At 42.2% G+C, this 20,222-nt stretch carries 19 protein-coding genes; 17 read left to right on the top strand and 2 right to left on the bottom strand.

Annotated elements, in window-relative coordinates; genetic code table 11:
* Positions 1-77 precede the first annotated feature (77 nt).
* Positions 78-752 (bottom strand): tetratricopeptide repeat protein, encoded by a 675-nt coding sequence (locus Q0081_RS18710; RefSeq protein WP_298356738.1) that lies wholly within the window; start codon positions 750-752, stop codon positions 78-80.
* Between the two features lie 454 nt (positions 753-1,206).
* Here Q0081_RS18710 and Q0081_RS18705 point away from each other — a divergent pair, with 454 nt between their 5' ends.
* The 16 genes from Q0081_RS18705 to Q0081_RS18630 all read left to right on the top strand — a co-directional run bounded on the left by Q0081_RS18705 (position 1,207) and on the right by Q0081_RS18630 (position 19,057).
* The gene (locus Q0081_RS18705) at positions 1,207-3,198 is read left to right on the top strand and encodes a caspase family protein (RefSeq protein WP_298356735.1); all 1,992 of its coding nucleotides are present in this window, start codon (positions 1,207-1,209) and stop codon (positions 3,196-3,198) included.
* 89 nt (positions 3,199-3,287) lie between these two features.
* Entirely contained in the window at positions 3,288-6,152 is a 2,865-nt protein-coding gene (locus Q0081_RS18700) for a tetratricopeptide repeat protein (RefSeq protein WP_298356732.1), read from the top strand.
* A 1-nt stretch (position 6,153) separates the two neighbouring features.
* The gene (locus Q0081_RS18695) at positions 6,154-7,374 is read left to right on the top strand and encodes a CHASE2 domain-containing protein (RefSeq protein WP_298356729.1); all 1,221 of its coding nucleotides are present in this window, start codon (positions 6,154-6,156) and stop codon (positions 7,372-7,374) included.
* A gap of 70 nt (positions 7,375-7,444) precedes the next feature.
* Entirely contained in the window at positions 7,445-8,392 is a 948-nt protein-coding gene (locus Q0081_RS18690) for a M48 family metallopeptidase (RefSeq protein ID WP_298356726.1), read from the top strand.
* A 165-nt stretch (positions 8,393-8,557) separates the two neighbouring features.
* Positions 8,558-9,793, top strand: a complete 1,236-nt coding sequence (locus Q0081_RS18685) for a chorismate-binding protein (RefSeq protein ID WP_298356723.1) — start codon at positions 8,558-8,560, stop codon at positions 9,791-9,793.
* Between the two features lie 97 nt (positions 9,794-9,890).
* On the top strand, positions 9,891-10,262 hold the full coding sequence (locus Q0081_RS18680; RefSeq protein ID WP_298356720.1) for a DUF5618 family protein: 372 nt from the start codon (positions 9,891-9,893) through the stop codon (positions 10,260-10,262).
* Between the two features lie 239 nt (positions 10,263-10,501).
* Positions 10,502-11,395 carry a hypothetical protein gene (locus Q0081_RS18675; RefSeq protein WP_298356717.1) on the top strand — a complete coding sequence of 298 codons (894 nt, stop codon included), beginning with the start codon at positions 10,502-10,504 and terminating at the stop codon, positions 11,393-11,395.
* Between the two features lie 91 nt (positions 11,396-11,486).
* A complete protein-coding gene (locus Q0081_RS18670; protein WP_298356716.1) occupies positions 11,487-12,353 on the top strand; it encodes a hypothetical protein in 867 nt (288 codons plus the stop codon).
* Positions 12,354-12,391: 38 nt separating this feature from the next.
* A complete protein-coding gene (locus Q0081_RS18665; protein ID WP_298356713.1) occupies positions 12,392-14,593 on the top strand; it encodes a hypothetical protein in 2,202 nt (733 codons plus the stop codon).
* 286 nt (positions 14,594-14,879) lie between these two features.
* Positions 14,880-16,877 (top strand): (E)-4-hydroxy-3-methylbut-2-enyl-diphosphate synthase, encoded by a 1,998-nt coding sequence (ispG, locus tag Q0081_RS18660; RefSeq protein WP_298356710.1) that lies wholly within the window; start codon positions 14,880-14,882, stop codon positions 16,875-16,877.
* A 93-nt stretch (positions 16,878-16,970) separates the two neighbouring features.
* Positions 16,971-17,168, top strand: coding sequence for a hypothetical protein (locus Q0081_RS18655; protein ID WP_298356707.1), 198 nt, complete (start codon positions 16,971-16,973; stop codon positions 17,166-17,168).
* Between the two features lie 62 nt (positions 17,169-17,230).
* Positions 17,231-17,422: a hypothetical protein gene (locus Q0081_RS18650; RefSeq protein ID WP_298356704.1), complete on the top strand. Its 192-nt coding sequence runs from the start codon at positions 17,231-17,233 to the stop codon at positions 17,420-17,422.
* Positions 17,422-17,610: a DUF6728 family protein gene (locus Q0081_RS18645; RefSeq protein ID WP_298356702.1), complete on the top strand. Its 189-nt coding sequence runs from the start codon at positions 17,422-17,424 to the stop codon at positions 17,608-17,610. The genes Q0081_RS18650 and Q0081_RS18645 overlap by 1 nt, the downstream gene beginning before the upstream one ends.
* Before the next feature lie 60 nt (positions 17,611-17,670).
* Positions 17,671-18,036: an MmcQ/YjbR family DNA-binding protein gene (locus Q0081_RS18640; protein ID WP_298356699.1), complete on the top strand. Its 366-nt coding sequence runs from the start codon at positions 17,671-17,673 to the stop codon at positions 18,034-18,036.
* A 12-nt stretch (positions 18,037-18,048) separates the two neighbouring features.
* A complete protein-coding gene (locus Q0081_RS18635; protein ID WP_298356696.1) occupies positions 18,049-18,612 on the top strand; it encodes a DinB family protein in 564 nt (187 codons plus the stop codon).
* A gap of 265 nt (positions 18,613-18,877) precedes the next feature.
* Positions 18,878-19,057, top strand: a complete 180-nt coding sequence (locus Q0081_RS18630) for a histone H1 (RefSeq protein ID WP_298356693.1) — start codon at positions 18,878-18,880, stop codon at positions 19,055-19,057.
* A 62-nt stretch (positions 19,058-19,119) separates the two neighbouring features.
* Here the strand turns inward: Q0081_RS18630 and Q0081_RS18625 are convergent, their stop codons facing one another.
* Positions 19,120-19,419, bottom strand: coding sequence for an SCP2 sterol-binding domain-containing protein (locus Q0081_RS18625; RefSeq protein ID WP_298356690.1), 300 nt, complete (start codon positions 19,417-19,419; stop codon positions 19,120-19,122).
* Between the two features lie 95 nt (positions 19,420-19,514).
* Here Q0081_RS18625 and Q0081_RS18620 point away from each other — a divergent pair, with 95 nt between their 5' ends.
* Positions 19,515-19,964: a RidA family protein gene (locus Q0081_RS18620; RefSeq protein WP_298356687.1), complete on the top strand. Its 450-nt coding sequence runs from the start codon at positions 19,515-19,517 to the stop codon at positions 19,962-19,964.
* Positions 19,965-20,222: the final 258 nt, after the last annotated feature.

Below are 20,222 nucleotides of genomic sequence, written 5' to 3'. Positions count from 1 at the left end.
GGACTAAAACAGGTTTGCAACAAGTAGCTAATATTAGGGTCGCTTTTAAAAAAAATCAGTGCAATAAAGTAACCGATTTAATAAAAATGGCGGCTTAATAAACTTGTCCTACACCCATTTGTTTCGGTATAGGTTACCCCCATATTGTTTAGTATTACTAAGACAGTATTGTTGTCATGGCTTTCCCTGAAAACCCTCAGAGCCCGTTGGCGATAATCCATTGCTCTTGCTTCATCTCTTAATGTGGCATAAATAGTTCCGATTCGATTCAATGGCCAACCGGTCTCCGCCGTTAAGCCGTTTTCTTCGGCAATTTGCAGGGCCTCGAACTGCATTTGCAGGGCTTTGGGCAAATTACCGGAATCATTGATGACCCGCCCCCAATTGGTCAGGGCCCGTACCATTCCTTTGGGAAAATTGATTTTTCGGGCCAGTTCCAAGGCGCTCTGTCCATACAATTGTGCAAAATCAGGATTGACTGACCGATAAAAGTTGCACAATTGGGCCATAATCAATACCCGATTGGTGTCCTGTTTTGCAACCGATAATTCGCGTTTTAAGCTGTCGATTTGCTTGTTTTGAGCAAAACCAATGGTGCAAAAGAAAGAGAGGAGTAAAGCTATTCGTATAACCCTTAATTGTGCGTTAGCACTTCGATTTGAAAACGGAAAAGCAGTAGTGAATGGGCTGGTGGCTAAGCCAAAACTCCGTTTTAGCCACTTCCGGTAAGTGAAGCTGTTTTGAATTTCCATGAACGCTGATTACTAAGGGTTTATACCTCAATAATACTAAGTTTGCAGCGTATTCCCAAAAAGACATAACTAAGAAGGGGGGCAAGAGGCTCCTATTTGCGTTTTTCGAGTTGCTTTCTTCTTTAGGGTTCGTATTCGTAAATGTTTATAATTTGATTTACAAAACGCTGACCCAACACTAATAACCCTGCCTATTTTTATGAAAAAGCTACTTTTACTGATTTTGCTTTTTATCTGTCCGCTTTCCTTTTGGAACCGTAAAATAAAGATAGTAGAAAAAATATCCCTTTTATACAACTCCAAAAGGTATTGTTGTGTTATTTGTAAATCGGCATTTGAATTATTCTATGAAAAGGATTTGCAGTAACTGTTTGAAATAGAAGGAGTTTTTTATAAATTCGATGTAGTTTTCCTTAAACCTGTAAATAATTAGACCTTTAAACTTTACCTTCTGATGACGCTACGTCGGTATATGGTATTCTGGGGGATATTTTTGCCAATCGTTACGGCTTTTGCTCAACCTGCCAAACATGCACTTATCATTGCTATTGGTGGATATGATCAGGGGGTTACGGGTTGGCCTAAACTGGCATCGCTCAATGACGTACCTCTCATCCAAACAGCCCTCCAAAACCAAGGTTTCCCCAACCAATACATTACCGTTGTTCAGGATGTAGATGCGGCAGGCATCGTTGCCGCTTTCCAAACATTTAACGAAACGCTCCAAAACGGCGACATTGCGGTCATTCATTATTCCGGGCATGGCGTTCAACTTCAGGACGATAACGGCGACGAACCCGACCGTCTGGACGAAGCATTGGTGCCGCTGGGGGCCGCTTACAAACCCGAAGAACTAAGCAGCAACCACTACATTCGCGACGATTTGCTCGGAAATTATATTTTCCAAATACGCCAAAAATTAGGTGCGGAAGGTCACCTGCTGCTGTTTCTGGATTCCTGCCATTCGGGGGCGGGTACGCGCAGTAATGAGGGTAGAGCGCGCGGAGGGTTTCCGCCGTTGGTCAAGCCTGATTTTTCACCGGATAAAAACCTCAATCCTTCCCAAAGTCTGACCGATTCACCCGTTGTAGCTACGCGGGGAAATGTGAAAGAGAATTTGGCCAAATTTGTGGTGTTTGCGGGCGCAAGTTCCAACGAGAATAATTTTGAAACGACGGTGGAAGGAAAACCCGTGGGGTCGCTTTCCTTTACCATCAGTAATGTTTTGTCTCAATTGCGCCCCAACGATACCTATCGTCAGGTGTTTGCCCGTATTCGTGCCGAAATGGCCGTGATAGCCCCTCGCCAAAGTCCCGTTTTGGAAGGAGATGCCGATTACCTGTTTTTTAGCGGTCAATTGGTCAAACAGGAACCGTACGTCGAACTTAAAAAAGTACTTAATAGCACTTCTTTGCAATTGAGTGCCAGTTTGGTAGCTGGTATCAGCGTAGGCGATGTGTTCTCGCTGTATCCCGCAGGTACGGCGTCGATTCAAAACGCCAAGCCTGTATTGGAAGGCAAAGTGACGGCTCAGGAGTATTTTACGGCAACACTTTTGCTGAAAGAACCCTTGCCTTCTGATTTTAAAGTGGCTCAGTATTGGGCGTTTCGTACGCAGCAGTCTTTCTCAGAATCGGCCATAAAAGTAGGATATACTTTTACGGACTTATCGCCCGCGCTCGCAAAAACGTTGACCGATTCGCTTCAACAGTGGCCTTTTTTGAAGGTGGTTCAACCGACAGAACAGCCTGATGTTTTTCTTAAAAATACCCCACAAACGGATTTGGTGGGCGTGTTTGTGGCTGATATGGCGTATTTGGGAGTAAAATCTGTCAGTTTGTCATCTGCCGGGAGCATTGGGTTACTCAAAAAAATGCTACTTTCGGTGGCACAGGTAAAATTTATGAAATCGGTGAAGTTATCATCGCCCGAAATTGCGGTGGAGATGTCGTTGGTAAGGGCAAAAATAGATAATAACAATGTTGTGACGGAAGTATTTGATACGCCTTTGGACACTTTGTCGCGGCGGTTTTGTGGAAACGACATCATGGTCATCAAATTGACCAACAAAGGAACGCGCACGGCCTATTACAACATCGTGGCGATTCAGCCCGATAATAAAATAGTTCCCGTAGCTCCCAGCTTGGAAGATAACAATGACCCCAATTCGTATAAAATCGGTGCGGGAGAAACAGTTTTCTTGAAAAATCGCCCACTTTTGGGCTTTTGGCCTCCTTTTGGAACAGAAATGATGAAAGTGTTTGCTACGCCGCAACCCATTAACCTCCTGCCCGCTATTGAAGCGCAGGGAGAAGTAACGACGGCTACCAGAGGACAAGAAAACCCACTGGTAATGATAATGAGAAATTGCTATACCCGCGGGACAAACAGCAATGCTGGCTATACGTTTGAGTATGTTTATACTATTATCCCTTTTAACCACTGATTTTCAACTCAAAACCCTACATGAGCCTCACTTTTGTGATCAAAGGTGGAGCATCTTTGAAACTCGTTATGAAATCGCTAAACTAATTCGTGTTACTCATTACCTTTTGGGGGCTTTCAGGCAGGCTTTGGGCACAGGAAACCCGCGGCCCCAAAGTGGGGAATACCGCACCTGCCCAAGCAAGCGGTCAGACGTGGGCTTTGATTGTGGGGGTGTCTAAATACCAATACATTGATTCGCTTCGCTATGCCGATGCGCTCGCTTTTTACAATTACCTGATTTCACCCGCCGGTGGCTCCGTTCCGAAATCTAATATCCAACTTTTGGTCAACGAAAAAGCAACGTTTGGGCAGTTGGACAGGGCATTGGGCAACCTGTTGGATTTTGTCAAACCCAATGACCGGGTATTCGTTTATTTCTCAGGACACGGCGATCAGGAAACCAAGACCATTGCTCAGCGCGGCTTCCTGCTTACTCACGATTCTTTTACGAGCAATTACAATTCGACGGCTTTTGCCGTGATTTATTTGCAGGATTACATTGCCACACTTTCTACTAAAAACCAAGCACAGGTGGTCATGTTTTTGGATGCCTGTCGGGCGGGGAAGTTGGCGGGAAGTGAAATCGGCGGTGTACAACTTACGGGGCAGCAATTGCTCAAACAAGTGTCTAACGAAGTGAAATTCATGGCATGTCAAGCCAACGAAGTGTCGCTCGAAGGGCAACAGTGGGGGGGGGGCCGCGGGTTGTTCAGCTACCACCTTATTCGCGGGTTGCAGGGATTGGCCGATGCCGATCAGGATTTAAAAGTGACACTGCGCGAATTGGAGCGTTATATGGAGGATCATGTGACTGCAGAAGCGGCACCGACCCGTCAAAATCCCGTATTGGTAGCTGCCGACAAAGCCGTGACGATGTCGCAAATAGATATACCTACGTTAGCCGCCGTACGTGACAATACAAAACTGCCTGCTTTTGCCGCCGTACAAGGCAGAGGATTTGCCGAAAAAGTATTGACCGTAGCGGATACGACCGCCCAAAGATGGTATGCTGATTTTCACGAAGCAATTGCCCAAAAACGTCTCATGGATACCACAAATTCCGCCGATTGGTATTTTGAAAGGCTGATGGTGGCTCCCTCACTGGAGAAACTTCATTCTTTTATCAAGCGGGAGTTTGCGGCGGCGTTGTTGGAAGAATCATCGAAGGTATTGGGAGGTTATCTGGAAAGTAAAAATATGGTTAAATCGGACATCAATTACCGAAGGAACATCCGGTACTTAGAAAAAACCTACCAGATTTTGGGTAAATCTCATTTTTTATACCCCAACTTACGCGCCAAAGTCTTTTATTATAATGGCTTGCTTGACCAATCTGCAAATCCTGATACCGCCCTGTTTAATTATCGACAGGCTATATTGGCAGACAGCACATTTTCGCCCGCTTACAATGACTTAGGGGTTTTGTTGTACCTGAAAAGATCTTACAAAGAGGCAAAAAGTGTGTTTGGGAAGGGGTTGAAATACTCTCCTGGTTGGAGTTTTTTGCACCTTAATTATGGAAACGTACTGATTGAACAACATCAATTGGAAGAAGCGGAAAAAGAATACAGAAAAGCCATTGAATTGAACCCTGATGAGGCTTCGGCTTACAAAAACTATGGCAATTTACTGGCAAAGCTAAATCGTTTCGGAGAGAGTGAAAGTGCCTATAAAAAATCCACTGAACTTAACCCCAACGATGCAGATGTATATATCAATTACGGCATCTTATTGTTTGACCAAAAACGATACTTTGAAGCTGAGCTTGCTTACAATAAAGCCCTCGTATTTCGCCCCAACGATGCGCAGATTTACGGTGATTTAGGCAAAGTTTTAGCTTCCCAAAATCGCAACACCGATGCCGAAGCTGCCTTTAAGCGCTCTATTCAACTTAACCCCAAAGATGCGCTGGTTCATTTCAACTACGGCTACCTGTTGGTTAACCTGAATCGACAGGCAGAAGCTGAATTAACCCTGAAGAAATCCATTGAATTGAATCCCAACTATGCCGTTGTTTACAATACATACGGAGTTTTGCTGTTTCGTCAAAATCGGTATGAAGAGGCGGAAATCGCCTATAAAAAATCCATTGCCTTGGGCCCTGACTATGCGACTGTTTATGGTAATTATGGCAACCTTCTGGCAACTCTGAACCGATTAAGTGAGGCAGAAGAAGCGTATCGAAAGGCTATCGAATTGAATCCCAACGATGCTAATTCCTACCGAAACTACGGCGTGTTGCTTCAAAGACAAAAACGGTTGGTGGAAGCCGAAACCGTATACCAGAAAGCAATCCAGCTAAAAACCGATGATGCCAATGTGTATTTGGGCTATGGTAGGTTATTGGTCGCGGTCAATCGCCTGCAAGAGGCCGAAATCGCCTACCGAAAAGCCATTGAACTCAAACCAAATGACCCTTCTGTCTATAACAGTTATGGAATTTTGTTAAATGCACAAGCTCGATTCGGCGAAGCGGAAGCCGCTTACAAAAGGTCGATTGAACTCAACGCTAATAACCCTTTGGTGTACAAAAATTACGGTAATCTATTGCTAACCCAAAAACGGCTCGGAGAAGCGGAAAATGTCTATAAAAGAGCCCTTGAGTTAAGTCCTGCCGATGCTGAACTTTACAATGCGTATGGTTATATTCTGGATATCCAAAACCGTTTGGTGGAAGCCGAGAATGCTTTTAAAAGAGTCATTGAATTGAACGCCAGTTTTTCTCAAGCCTACTACGACCTTGCTCGTATCAAATCCCGACAGAACTTGCCCGTGGAGGCGATTAGCTGGCTGGGCAAAGCCTTAGAAAAAGGCTTCTCTAATTTTGAGAGTATTAGTAAAAATGCTGCTTTAGACACTATTAGGGAAATGCCCGAGTTCAAGTCGTTAATGGAAAAATACCGGAGAAATTGAAATGAAAAAGACCCTCTTTAGAGATGCTTTTTTGGCCACTTTATTGGTGTTTTTAGCTTTCAATCTTCCGGCGTTGTTGGTGGCAAACATCCCTTTTTTTGCGCCGCTTCATTCCACGCTAAAGCGTATCCAAAAAGAGTACGAACACGTTTTTCCGGATTTGACCCAATCGGGGCGCAGTGCTCGTCGTTTGGAAGCAGATACGTTAATTTATTTGGTCAATATTGATACTCTCGACCGCACCGGCATAGCGGAATTGATTGAAAATATACATCAATATGACCCTAAAGTGATTGGGATTGATGTGGTGTTCAACGGTAAAAATGTGTCGTTCAATCCATCACTTGCCAACGCGTTGAAAGCCGCCGCCGATAAATCAGTTATGGGGACGTATTTAGTGACCAATCCGCACGGAGGGTTGTTGGAGCAACCTGAGCGTACAGACTCAGTGTATCTGTTTGGAAAAGAAGGGTTTGCCAATCTCGTGACCCGAGAAGCTAAGAGTACGGTTCGTTTGTTTTTACCACAATTTTATCCCGACTATTCAAGCGTTTCGGACACTGATTCCGCTCGAACGCAGGAATCATTTGCCACCCAAATCGTCAAGAAATTTGATGCTGCGAGTTACGGAAAGTTTATCACACATCGGCAGGAAGCGAGTATTCACAGTCCGGAAATCATTGTGTATCAGCGGCAGGAGAAAGGATATCGTACATTTCAACCGCCTGATTTTTACGAAGGAAACCTGGAGTTGAAGCGTTTAAAAGGCAAAATTGTTTTGATTGGCCTGTTGGGGGATTCCACTGTTTTGGAAGATAAGCATTATTCGCCATTCGGCAATTCTGCTCAACCGCCCGATATGAATGGATTGGTCATCCACGCCAACATCATCGAAATGATACTTCGACATGATTATGTCCGTCATGCTGATGGTTGGGTGATTAATGTGGTGTCGTTTACGCTGTGTTTTTTACTCATGGCTTTTTTTATGGACGCGTTTGCAAAACAGCAACTTCAATTTCACTTAGTTTCCCGACTGATTCAACTCGTATTGGTACTCCTGACTTTTGGTATTGGACTTTGGATTTTTGATACGTGGCAGATTAAAATAGACACCCTCAAAATAATCATCCCCATTGTACTTTTGGTCGATATTTTGTACATTTATAAGACCTTGGCTTTGTGGTTACGCAAAAATTACGACTACCAAACCTATTTTTAGGGGTTCGCAAAGTGGTTAAAATCAAAACTTTATGTGTGTATTTATTCAACAAATTCGTTACCTTATCATTATGAAAACTCAAATTGTACTTCTCTTTTTCTTTCTGTCTTCCTTCACTCACTTACCCCCCGCCGAATACGAAGTGGCGTGGGCGGAAGGGGAGTTTTTGTACCAAGCTACGGGCCAAACCAAATGGCAAAAAGTGGAAAGCGCGGCTAAAAAAATTCAATTAAGCCTGACTGATAAAGTAAAACTCAGCAAAGGGGCACAAGTCATCATTACGGCAAAAGACGGCTCCGGTTATTTGCTGAATACGGTAGGAGAGTGGCGTTTGCAACAATTGTTGAATAAGCCGAACGGCGCCCTTTCGCCTTCCATTGCGAAGCAGTATTTGGGAGCTATGATGAAGCATATCAACCATACGGAAAAATCAATTGACGAATATGCCGAAGGATACATGCGCAAAAAAGGGCTCGTCAATCGCGGCCCGGGACTAACGGCTCCGCTGATGGTTTCGCCGCAGTACGAATCGGTGCTTGAGACAAACAGCGTTACTTTTTCGTGGAAATCAAAAGGAAAAACACCTGCCTATTCCTTTGCGTTGTATGATGATTGGAACGAAACCGAAAGCCCCATTTGGGAAAAAGAAGTGGCTGATACGACACTCCTGATTAATTTGGACAAAGAACTGTTGGAAAGCGACCGTACCTATTATTGGAGTGTTGCTCCCAAAAATACTCCAATGGGAGTGCGCTACGCTTTTAAACGGATTAAAAATGAGGATTTGAAGCTGTTTGAACAAAAATTAAAGGATTTACAAACCGATTTGAAGTACTCAAAGGGCATGAATGCATTTGTAAAAGCCGCTTTGTATGAAGAGAATCAATTTTATCCCGAAGCCAATCGAGAATTCCAAAATGCGCTTCGACTGGAACCGTCCAATCGCCTGTTTCGTCAAAGTTATGCCTTGTTTTTGGCACGGAACGGACAGGTAGATGATGCGAAAAAATACCTATAGCCTCCAATAAATCAAGATAAAATGCTTTTTGCGACAGGATATTGAAAATTAAGTACAACCTTTCCAAGTCTTCAAGACTTGGAAAGGTTTTTTTTACAGTCTGATAAAGGTTCTATTTTTTTAAATTTTTAGGGACACTTTTGTTCCTGAAATTGTTTAGTAGTTATGAAGTCAGACGAATTTGAAAAGATAAGAGATTTCTCCCTCTCTTCCCACGCCATTTCTCCGTTGTGGGGTTGGCAGGCTGCTCAGGAATTGGGGTTTGCCGTAGCATTGTGGCAATTACCCCGACAAAAAGATAAACAGTTGGTTATCAACTTTGGAGCTGAAATTCCCAAGACAAAAATCGTTTTAGAAGAGTTAACGGCAGGTTTTGCGGTAAGTCCTTTTCTGAATTTGGAAGGCAATGAATCCCTGTTTATTGAAGCAGATTTGTATTTTCGTTTTAACGACAAAGGAGAAGTTGCCGTTGAAAAAGTATCTAAATCTGTTTCCGATTCTCAACGTGAGCAATGGGAAAAACAGTGTGCAGAGGTGAGTTTGGCTGCTAAAAAAAGTACAAATGGGTATGCCGTACATAAACCTGCTCCTGCCGATTTCGATTATCTCAACACCGTTCAAGAAGCCGTAGCGGCCATTGAAGGGGGAGAGATGAAGAAGGTAGTACTCTCGCGTACGAAAGAAGTTAAATTGCCTTCAGATTTTGTATTGACGGAAGTATTTGAGCGCCTTTGCGAAAAATATCCCAACGCTTTCGTGTCATTGGTCTATTTACCTCACTTGGATCAGGCTTGGCTGGGCGCTACTCCCGAAACGCTGGTCGGAGTGGACAAAGAAGGAATTTTCAGAACAGTTGCGTTGGCTGGTACTCAGTCAATTTTTGATACTACCGGGCAGATAATTCCTCCCAAGCAAGCTCCCTGGACCCAAAAAGAAATCGAAGAACAGGCGTTGGTGGGTCGTTATATTATTTCGTGTTTTAAGAAAATTCGGGTGCGGGAATACATTGAAGAAGGCCCCAAAACAGTGGTTGCGGGTAACTTGATGCACCTTTGCAGTGATTATACCGTAGATACCAAAGCCATTAATTTCCCTGAGTTGGGAACGGTGATGTTGGAATTGCTTCACCCAACGTCGGCCGTATGCGGAATGCCTAAAATGGCGGCATTGGAGTTTATTCTGAGCCATGAAAACTACGACCGCGAGTTTTATAGCGGTTTTTTAGGCCCTGTCAACGTTGAAAATGAGACGAATCTGTTCGTAAATCTGCGTTGTATGAAGATTCAGAACCAAACGGCTACGCTATATGCCGGTGGTGGTATCACCGAAGACTCCGTTCCTGAAAAAGAATGGCAGGAGACGGAACTGAAATGCCAAACAATGCTGGCGGTATTGGTGTAATTCGCCTCTTTCAACGCTGGATAAAAATATATTTCTTTTCTTTGACCAAGATTTTTTTGTTTGTATCATTGCGGAAAGCTGAAACCTTGATATTGTAATGAGTCAAACCGAAGAAGCAAAACGTTATTTAGAAAACGCCCGTACTATTTTGAGTACCAAAGCCGAAAAAGAAGGGGGCTTTTATAAAGATCGTAAGTACGTGCGTATGGCAGGTAATACGGCCTATAATGGCATTTTGGTAGCCCTAGATGCGATTACGCCTCAACCCCAAAAAGGGCGTAAAAGTGTAGAACATTATCAACGCAACATCAAAGATGGTAAGCTAATGACGTTGTTCAATGCCGCCTACGATACGTTACACTTGGCAATGGGCTATGATGGTAATCTCAGCGTGAAGATAGCCCAAGAAGGGTTATTGCTTTCTGACAAAATTATTGGCTATGTAGAAACTCGTTTAGGAAAGAATTAAGTTCTGCAAAGAGCAGATATATAAAAACATATAGCGTAAGCTAAAACAATCCTGTTGCTGAAAGGTCGAAAATTTAAGTCGTACAGGGGAGTTTAGCATACGCCTACGTGAAAGCGTGGGCGTTGCTTTACTTTGTACGACAGGGATTCGACCCCCTCAGCAACAAAGTATTTGCGACGTTCCACGCTTTTTTTTGCGTTCTAATTTGTCTCAATCTAAACTTAAATTATTCATTGACCATGCCACTTATTCCTAATCGTGCCAATTTTGAACCAACCCAGAATTCATTGTCTAAGTGGTTGGGCACTCGCAAGAGCAAAATACAGATTTCAAATTCATCTATTCATGGTCTTTATTCCGATTTCAATTTTTCAGAAGATGCACGTTGGTTTTGGATTGGAATCATTGGCGAATTAGCGGGTATTCTCTTGATTTTTATAGGAGCGGCGAAAAAAGGTTCTTTTTTCGTGGGGGTTGCGATGGTACTTGCTATTGCCTTTGTTTTTTGTGATATATTTTTCGCAAACCGCCTTCATCGTAATGTGGCTAAAAGATGCTGGATTGATAGCATGTTGGATATCATAGGGACATCCAATCCTATTAGAACCCAAGAACTGACTTTGAAAAAAGAAGAAGGTAAAAATTTAGACCTTTTATTGAAAGCGGCTATCATTTTAATAGGTGTTATCAAAATAGTAGGCGTTGTAGCGTTAGGCACTATAAAAAGTGCAGGTTTTTACGTTCCTGTTCTGATAATGTATGGCTTGGTTTGTTACGTCCATTTGCTACATACAGGATATTATTTGATTTACAGCCGTACTGAAAAACTCTTCAAACAAGACTATGTAAATTTTGCTCAAGGTCAGAATACGGCTCGGTCTTTATCTCACCCGTTTGAAACTCAATCGGAGTTGGTTAACATCCCTATCAGAATTGGTGATATAGTTGAAATTGATAAAGACCCCAATAATAGTGATAAAAACCATTTCAAGTACATATTGAAAACTAAGGGAATACTCATAGACGAAGATATTGCGCTATTGATGGCGGGTCAGCAGCCACAAAATAGAGACCGACTGGCCTATGAGTGTCGCTATCACCAAATTACAAATATGTCTGTTGCTTTAGCTTAGTCACCCCCTTATGAAACTACCTACTACTTCGATAGTCATTTTCTGCTTTTGTTTGCTTTTTCTTACTTCTTGCGAGGTAATAGAGAAACCTTTGAAAGTGGAGGTTACGGTGTCTATGCCACTTGCAAGTAAAACAGATACGATACTCCCGGAACCCTTTTTATCACTTCTCAAGCCAGTTGAGTTTGGGGATACGCTCATGTACGTGCCGAGTGTATTTTACAAAAGAATAGATACCAGTAAGCCTATCGCTGGGCAAATACAGGTTCCAATTTCGGCCATTAGTGAATTTCAAAAATCGATCAATACTTATACTCCCAACGACTACAAAAGTGATGTGGAAACGGCTATTGATGAAGAAATTTTGAAAATGGAGGCTGCATTAATTGCGAAGTCTGATAAAAGTGACGAGGAACTGATGATAAATGAAGCAGACTATGACCTTATTTGGGTTAGAGATTCTGCTTTGATAAATGCTCCCAATAAGTTTGCAAGTACGCAGGCCATGAAAGAATACATGGCCAAAGAGTTGCAAAAAAGAAGTGATAAAAGTGTGTTCAAAGTGCTAATAATGCCAAAAAAATCTGAGTCTATAGACCCTTCGTTGGATAGCATGAAAGCGGCTTTATACAAAGTACTTTCTGGTAAAAATTGGCAGAATGCCCCGCAGGTTGCTCAGATGCTGGTAAATCGCTACGGTAAAAGTGAAACCCTATTTCAAGAACTTTTATCTAAAGCAGACAAACAGTTTGACATAGCGAAAACTACGGCTGATTCATCAAAAGATTGCAATTTTATAGCCCTTCCGTTGGTCTATTACTCTTGTGCAGCTATCTTAGGAGAAGGAAAATCTACAAAAACTATCATCAGTCAGCGAGAAGCATCCTGTAAATCTTATGCAAAGTCAAAGGGGTGTACTTTTACTACTATTACGTTACCATCATCCTTCGTTAATTAATGAGGCCCTTTATTCTTTGCTTTATACTTTTGTGGGCTGTGTCGCTTAGTTTTTTGGGAGTTTCTCAAAAAAAAGCAACGCTTGTTGCTAAATCGCCACAGGAAGAACTGGTTGAAAGGGCGGAATATTATTTGAGTATTGGAGACTATTTCCGAGCAAGCAATCTTTATAAGTACTGTCTAACGGCTTTGGTGTATGTAGAGAATGAAGAAGAAATAAGGAAGAAATTTAATTTTTCTAAGCAATTATATACTCTACAAAATAGACTGTACAGTGCTATTATCGCAGGGAACGAAACGCAGATTCAAACCTTATCAGATGAAATTTTACGACTGAACCCCAAGGATAGAATCGCCAACATGGGTAAGGAAACTCCTATATCTGCAATAGCGAGAAAAACGTCAGAATCTCCTCCCAAACCGACTAATTCTCCTCCTTTAGAACCGTCTATTACACTGGTTATGAAGAAAGCGCGTCAATTAAACAATAGTGGGAAGAAGCAAGAAGCGATAGCTATACTTCAACCTTATAAAGGGAATGAAGAAGTTGATCGATTAATTGATGCTATAAAACGTGAAAATGTTAAGCCCCCAGTTGCAGATTCAAAACCTTGTGATGAAGCCCGCTATACAGCGTTAAAGAATCAAATGAATGTATTGTATGCCAGTTGTCGCTTGGAAGATGCAAAAAGCAAAGCGTTGTTTATCAGACAAATGGAGTGCTATCAAAATGACCGAAGTGCACTAAGAATATTTGATGACATCCAAGACATACAGCAAGGATTACGGAATATAGCTACTTGGCGTTCGGGAGGGGATGTTTCAAAACGGGAATTTATCATCCCTGAGTATGAACGTATTTTTAAGAAAAATCGAAACTGCGTAGAGTGGGACTATTTTTATTATGTCTATTGGAGTGCTGAAAGAATGAGGACGAATGACCCTTGTAATAAGGAAATTATCCCACGGCTGTTAACCGCTCAAAGAATATCGCCAGCTTTAGCGCAGAAAGAGAATATAAGTCAAAAAATTACAACAATTGAAAATTGTATCAATTGTGAAGATAAAATCAACTTGTTTATCAGTGTAGCCAATAGTGCAAAAGAAAGATACCGTCGTTGCCAGTACGATGAAGCGACAGCGCTCTACGACGAAGCACAAAAAATACTTGCTTCTTGTACTTCTGCCAAAGTAGAACAGCTGATGAAAGAATGGGGCGATATTAAAATTGAAATAGAAGCGAACCGCCGCATAACTACTCGTTTCAATTGGTTAAAAACAGCCGCAGACAGTTTGAGAGCATTAGACCAATGTGAAGTAGCTTATCAATATTATTTGGCGGCAGATTCTTTGCAAACAAAGTGCGGAGTTCTGGTCAAAACTGATTTAACTAAAAAGTTGGTAAACGCCAATTGTTGTCGAATAAACCAGATATTTGATAACTTATTGGATTCATCTAAGCGTGCTCAAAGGCTAAATTTATTCAGAGACGGTTCTCGTTTGGCTGACTCTGCGTTAGTTATAGGAAGACTTAATTCTGAATGTGTTTCGTTGCAGAAGATAAAAAGCTTAGAAGACTATATTTGCCAGACTTATAAAAGAGAATGTCCACCTCCTCCACTACCACCAATCGACACTACTTCGTACAGGGGTATTGAATTGGTGAGCGGAGCATTCTACAATAATCCAACATTATCCTCCTCTGTTCGCTCAAATCTCCCTGCTTGGGGTTGGGGAGGTTTGAGTGGTGGTGTTAATTACGTAGTTGGCAATAAATATGGAGAGTTGAAAATAGGGGCGCTTTTTACACAAAACCATTTTGAGATTCAAAATCAATTCGCTGAGAATGAAAAATTTGATTTTCAATCAATTAGGGTTGGGGCCGATGCTAATATTCGCTTAAATAGAAAGAATCGAACTTATCCGTTTGTGAGTCTTGGAGGATTCGGTAATTTCCCACTCAATTTTAGTTATAAATCCAGTTTGAACTTAAACTCAGTTGAAGGAGCAAGCTATTTGTCAGGTAGTTTTGGTTTTCGCGCTGGATTAGGGGTTGCCATCAAGAATAGAATAGCTGTTGCTCTAACTTACGATAGAGTAGGGTTAATAGAAGAAGGCTCGTTTAAAGCTTCGTTGGCACCACTATACTTAGATAAGTCTATTTACCAAACTTTTGGTGTAAATGTATCTTACAGACTTGTTAAAAAAATATACATTAAGAAGTCTGCTTCAGCAAAGTAGAATAATGTTATACTTGGAATCATACCAAGTATAGAGCCCATCTCACAAAATTAACCATACAAACTTTCGCTTATCAACTGAAATTGAGATAGAAGCATTGCGGCAAGAAAACGAGTAGCCAGAAAGATTTTTAACGTTTACCTTATTTTCAAGTTAATGATTACATTAACGGGGAAACAATCACTCCTTCTTTAAGGTTTTATCAGTAATTTTACTGCGCTCAATTAAGTAAGGCTCCGCTTACACTAAATCTTGGGAAAACAGTAAACAGTAAACTTATAAACCAATGCTGACACTCAACGACACCGTATCGCTTCAAGACGCGATTAAGTCGTATAAATATTGTAATTCTCTCACCGAATATTCACGCCGGAAAACCATCACGGTCAACATCGGTGATATTCCGTTGGGCTCTGACTATCCGATTCGGGTGCAGTCCATGACAACGGTGGATACCATGAACACTGAAGGTTCTATTGAGCAGGTAATCAGGATGGTAGAGTCGGGATGCGAATACGTGCGCATTACGGCACCGAGTGTAAAAGAAGCCCAAAATTTAGAAAATATTCGGAAAGGACTCCGCGCTCGCGGTTATACCGTTCCACTGATTGCCGATATTCACTTCACGCCCAACGCCGCCGAATTGGCCGCGCGGATTGTGGAGAAAGTACGAATCAATCCGGGCAACTACGCGGATAAAAAACGCTTTGAAATTATAGATTACACCGAAGATGAGTACCAACATGAGTTGGATCGAATTCGGGAAAAGTTTATTCCGCTCATCAAAATCTGTAAAGAATACGGGACTGCTATGCGGATTGGTACTAACCACGGGTCACTTTCCGACCGCATCATGAGTCGCTACGGCGATTCGCCTTTGGGAATGGTGGAATCGGCGTTGGAGTTTTTGCGCATTTGCGAAGAATTGAATTATTATGGCGTTGTACTTTCCATGAAATCCAGCAATCCGCTGATAATGGTGGAAGCGTATCGTTTATTGGTCAATCGGTTAAACAGCGAAGGGTTGAAACCTTACCCGTTGCACTTGGGCGTAACCGAAGCCGGTGAAGGCGAAGATGGCCGTATTAAGTCAGCGGTTGGAATCGGGACGTTGCTGGAAGATGGATTAGGTGATACCGTTCGCGTTTCACTGACCGAAGACCCCGAATTGGAAGCGCCTGTAGCCGCGTCACTTATCAGTCGTTATACGCACCGTGCGGAGCAGGCAAAACCGATTGCTCCTTTAGCGGCGGAAGCCTTGCCATTCAATCCCTTTCAATACAGTCGCCGCAAGACCCGTGAAGTGTATAACTTCGGCGGGCATAATGTGCCGCGTGTCATAGCCGATTTTTCGCACATCGCCGTAGAGCAATACGAGGATTTACGCAGTGTGGGGCATTTCTATTTGCCGGTGCCCGATAAATGGAAAATGAACGACATTGGAACTGATTTTGTCTATACCGGCACTCGCCCCGTTCCATTTATGTTGCCGATGGGGTTGAAGGAAATCTTAGATTATGATGTTTGGAAAACCCAAAACGACCGCGACAACAAATTCCCGCTGTTCACATTAGAAGAATTTGAAAAAGCAGAAGTGAAAAGTGAAATATTGAATATCATTAAGGTTGATGTATCTGCCCCATTGGCTCATTCACTCATTGGCTCATTCACTCATTCTGTACTTCTCCTGCAAAGCCAAAACGACCACGCTATGCCCGAAATGCGGCGGTTTATGGTAGATTTGGTGCAAAAAGGCATTGATTGTCCCGTCGTAATCCAACGAACGTATTCTTCCGAAAACGTAGATGAATTGTCGCTTTTTGCCGCAACGGATTGCGGAGGACTGCTCGTGGACGGATTGGGAGACGGTATCATGTTGAGTGTGCCGCACAATGATTTGGCGTTGGCAAAACAACAAAACAGCATTGCTTTTGGAATTTTGCAGGCGGCTCGAACGAGAATGTCCAAAACGGAATACATTTCCTGTCCGTCGTGTGGACGTACCTTGTTTGATTTACAGGAAACCACAGCCCTTATCCGCAAACGCACCGACCATTTGAAAGGCGTTAAGATAGGAATCATGGGTTGTATCGTGAACGGCCCCGGCGAAATGGCCGATGCTGATTATGGTTATGTAGGCATTGGAAAAGATAAAATTGCGCTTTATCGCGGTCAGCAAGTCATCAAAAAATCGGTTTCTGCGGCAGCGGCTGTGGATGAATTAATCAACCTGATTAAAGAAGATGCCAAATGGTTTGAACCGGAGCCGATTGAGGCCGTTTGAGTTAAGAAAGCTGTTATCGGTGTATTTGTTATCCGTTAACCGTGTTTTCGAAAGGGCGATAGTTAAATTTTTACTTTATAATTGGTGCCTAAAATGAATGTACAGGAGATAGAAAAAGAAATTCAGCAGCTTCGTCCCGAGCAATTACAGGAGTTAGCTACTTGGTTTGATGAATATCGCTCGGTTCTTTGGGATGAAAAAATTGAGAGAGATCTCGGTGCAGGACGATTAGACAGTTTAGTACAAAATGCACAAAATGCGTACTCTAAGCGCCAATATAGAGAGTTATGAGCCATATTGCAACGGATGATTTTTGGGATTGTTACGAAAAATTACCAAAACAAATTTAAGAATTGGCTGATAAAAACTACGATATTTTAAAGAAAGATCCTAAACACCCCTCTTTACGTTTTAAGAAAATTGGAAAGTTATGGTCGGTAAGGGTGGGTATTTACTATCGGGCATTAGGCATAGGGATTGAAGAAGATATCGTTTGGTTTTGGATTGGTTCTCATGCGGACTATGATAAATTAATTGTAAAATAATGAAAAAATTAATCAGCTTTTTAAATTTAGGGGAGGTATTAGGCTACTTTATTCGGGTTTTTCAAAAACCTGACCCTTCGCGTCCTAATACTTCTTCATTGCGAATGATGCACGGCATCAACCGCATTTCCATCATTATGTTTCTGTTTTGTATCTGCGTGATGCTGTATCGCTTATTTACAAGGTAAAACAAACTAAGGATTAAATTCCCCCATTGGGGGCGGTCCGCCGCTGCGGGCAGGGGGCTTATGAACATTGAATCATTTCAGACGTATTGCTTAGCCAAAGCCGGCGTTACCGAAGAATTTCCTTTTGGCAACGAAACAATGGTTTACAAGGTCATGGGCAAAGTATTTGCTTTAACTTCCTTGGAATCAACACCTTTCAGTATCAATCTAAAATGCGACCCCGAACGAGCTCTTCAACTCAGGGAAGAGCACGATTGTGTACTTCCCGGGTATCACATGAACAAAAAACACTGGAATACAATCTTGGTGGACGGGTCGGTGAAAGATAGTCTGCTGCGCGAGTGGGTTGACCACTCCTACGATTTGGTGGCGCAGGCGTTACCGCGTAAATTGCGGGAACAACTGAATGAATCCCAACGAGATTAATTAACACTGCTCATGAATACGACCGACACCCGACAAGACCTGCTCTCTCAACTGCAACAAATTCGCCAAACGGTCGAGCAAAAATTTGAAACCCTTTCCGAATCGCAGATTCAATGGAAACCGGCACCCAATCAGTGGAGCGTTTTGGAATGCCTGACCCATCTTAACATGGTCAGTCAGTATTATGCAAACCAACTCAAGTTTAAACTGGAGCATACTCCTAAAAATGGGAATCTGCCTTTGGATTTTCAGATGAGCTTTAATGGTAAAATCATGTTGGGATTTGTAGACCCCAAGTCGGCTCGAAAAATTCCCGCACCTTCGATGTTTAAGCCCAAGCCGTATCATTTGGATACTCCTAAAGTGCTGAAGCGGTACTACACTATTTTGCAGGATTTGGAAGAAGCAATTCAAAAATCGAATCAATTAGACTGGAATACCAAGCTGCAATCGCCCTTTACGAGCTTGCTGAAATTCAGAGTGGGCGACGTATTAATTTTTACATTGGCTCATCAGCAACGTCATATCAATCAAGCCCTTCGGGTAATTCAACAGCCCTCTTTTCCAAAGCAATAATTAGGGGTAAAAACGCGTTATTTAGCGTGTGAGGGCATTTTTTTAGAAATTATACAAAAAAATGAAAAAATAAACTATATCATAAAACATTGACAGTTAGATAGTTAGTATTTTTATGGTATTTGTTTGATGAAAAATTGTACTTTTTTGATTAACTTTTTATTTTTTTCTGTTGCGTTTAATTGTAGAATTACTAAATTTCGGCCAAATAACGCTGTTTTAGGCGTTTTTGAAATATTTTACAAACCAAAAATCCCAAAAAATTATGGCAAAATTTGATGAAATCAAAAATCTGGTAATGGGTCTTGAAGGAGACTTTGACAAGTTTTACAACAAGGGCAACCAGGCTGCCGGCACGCGCGTACGCAAGGGAATGCAAGACCTCAAAAACTTGGCTCAGGCGATTCGTGCGGAAGTACAGAATTCGAAAAATGAAAAAGAGTAATTAGTACGCAACTCTATTACACAAAGGGACTTGGCGAATCGTCAAGTCCCTTTGCTTTTTATTTAGCCTCCAAATGCCTGTGCAATTTTCATGGCTACACCCATATCTCCTTTGATTTTGAGCTTGCCCATCATGTAGGCCATCATCGGGTTGAGTTCTCCGCTCAAAAGGTCCAGTGCGTTTTTAGTGGAAATTTCCATAGCGCATTCGGTTGCGAGGTCGTCGTTGGTGACAATGTTGGGGACTTGTTTCGTATCTACTGATATGATTCCTTCATCGGTGATAAACTTGAACGTGGCATCAAGGCCGCTATCGGTACCAACGAGCGTTTGAACGCGCTCCGTAAGTGATTGTAAACTCATAAAAGTTGGTTTTTAGTTTTAAAAATCTGAATTTAGGAAGCAAAATTAGTAGTCCGTAGTACACAATCAATAGAATTTATCACAAATCAAATTTTATGAAATCTTTCTGCCTTGTTTTAGCCTTGTTTGTTAGCACTTTAACCGTTGTTGCTCAAAAAAAAATCATTAAAACTGATCAGGCACCCGCACCCATCGGTCCCTATAGCCAAGCCGTTGAAGCCAACGGACTGATTTTTGTCGCGGGGCAATTGGGGCTTAATCCCCAAACCCGTCAACTCGTTTCGGGCGGTTTTGAGGCGGAAACCACGCAAATCATGGAAAATATCAAAGCCATTTTGTTGGCCGGAAATCTCAGCATGAGTGACATTGTGAACACTACCATTTATCTCAAAGACGTTGCCAATTTTCCCAAAGTCAACGAGATTTATGGCAGCTACTTTACTGGTAATTTTCCTGCCCGCACTACCGTCGGCTCCAACAATTTACCTGCCGGCGCGAGTATTGAAATCGCGGTCGTAGCCCTGCGCGGTCCTAAGCGAAAATAGTTTTTTCAGTTTACGGTTTTGAGGTGTACAGTCCATTTTTTGCCCTTAGTGGGTGTTTTCACCGCTAACCCAATAATAGTTGGTGAAAAATACCAACTATGGCGAACTTTCCCTTAACCTGTATACTGTGAACCGTTGACCGCACGGGATTTCTATGATTCAAGCAAGCGAATACGTATAGTTTTCGTCCGCATCGGCGGTCCGAATATTTTTTACCCTGCTTGGCTAAAGAAAAAATAAGCCTTACAAGTTTATTCT

It is taken from the genome of Runella sp. (assembly GCF_027484545.1).
Classification (GTDB): Bacteria; Bacteroidota; Bacteroidia; order Cytophagales; family Spirosomataceae; genus Runella.
Note: the sequence above shows the minus strand (reverse complement) of the source record. Positions and strands in the feature narration are given on the sequence as shown.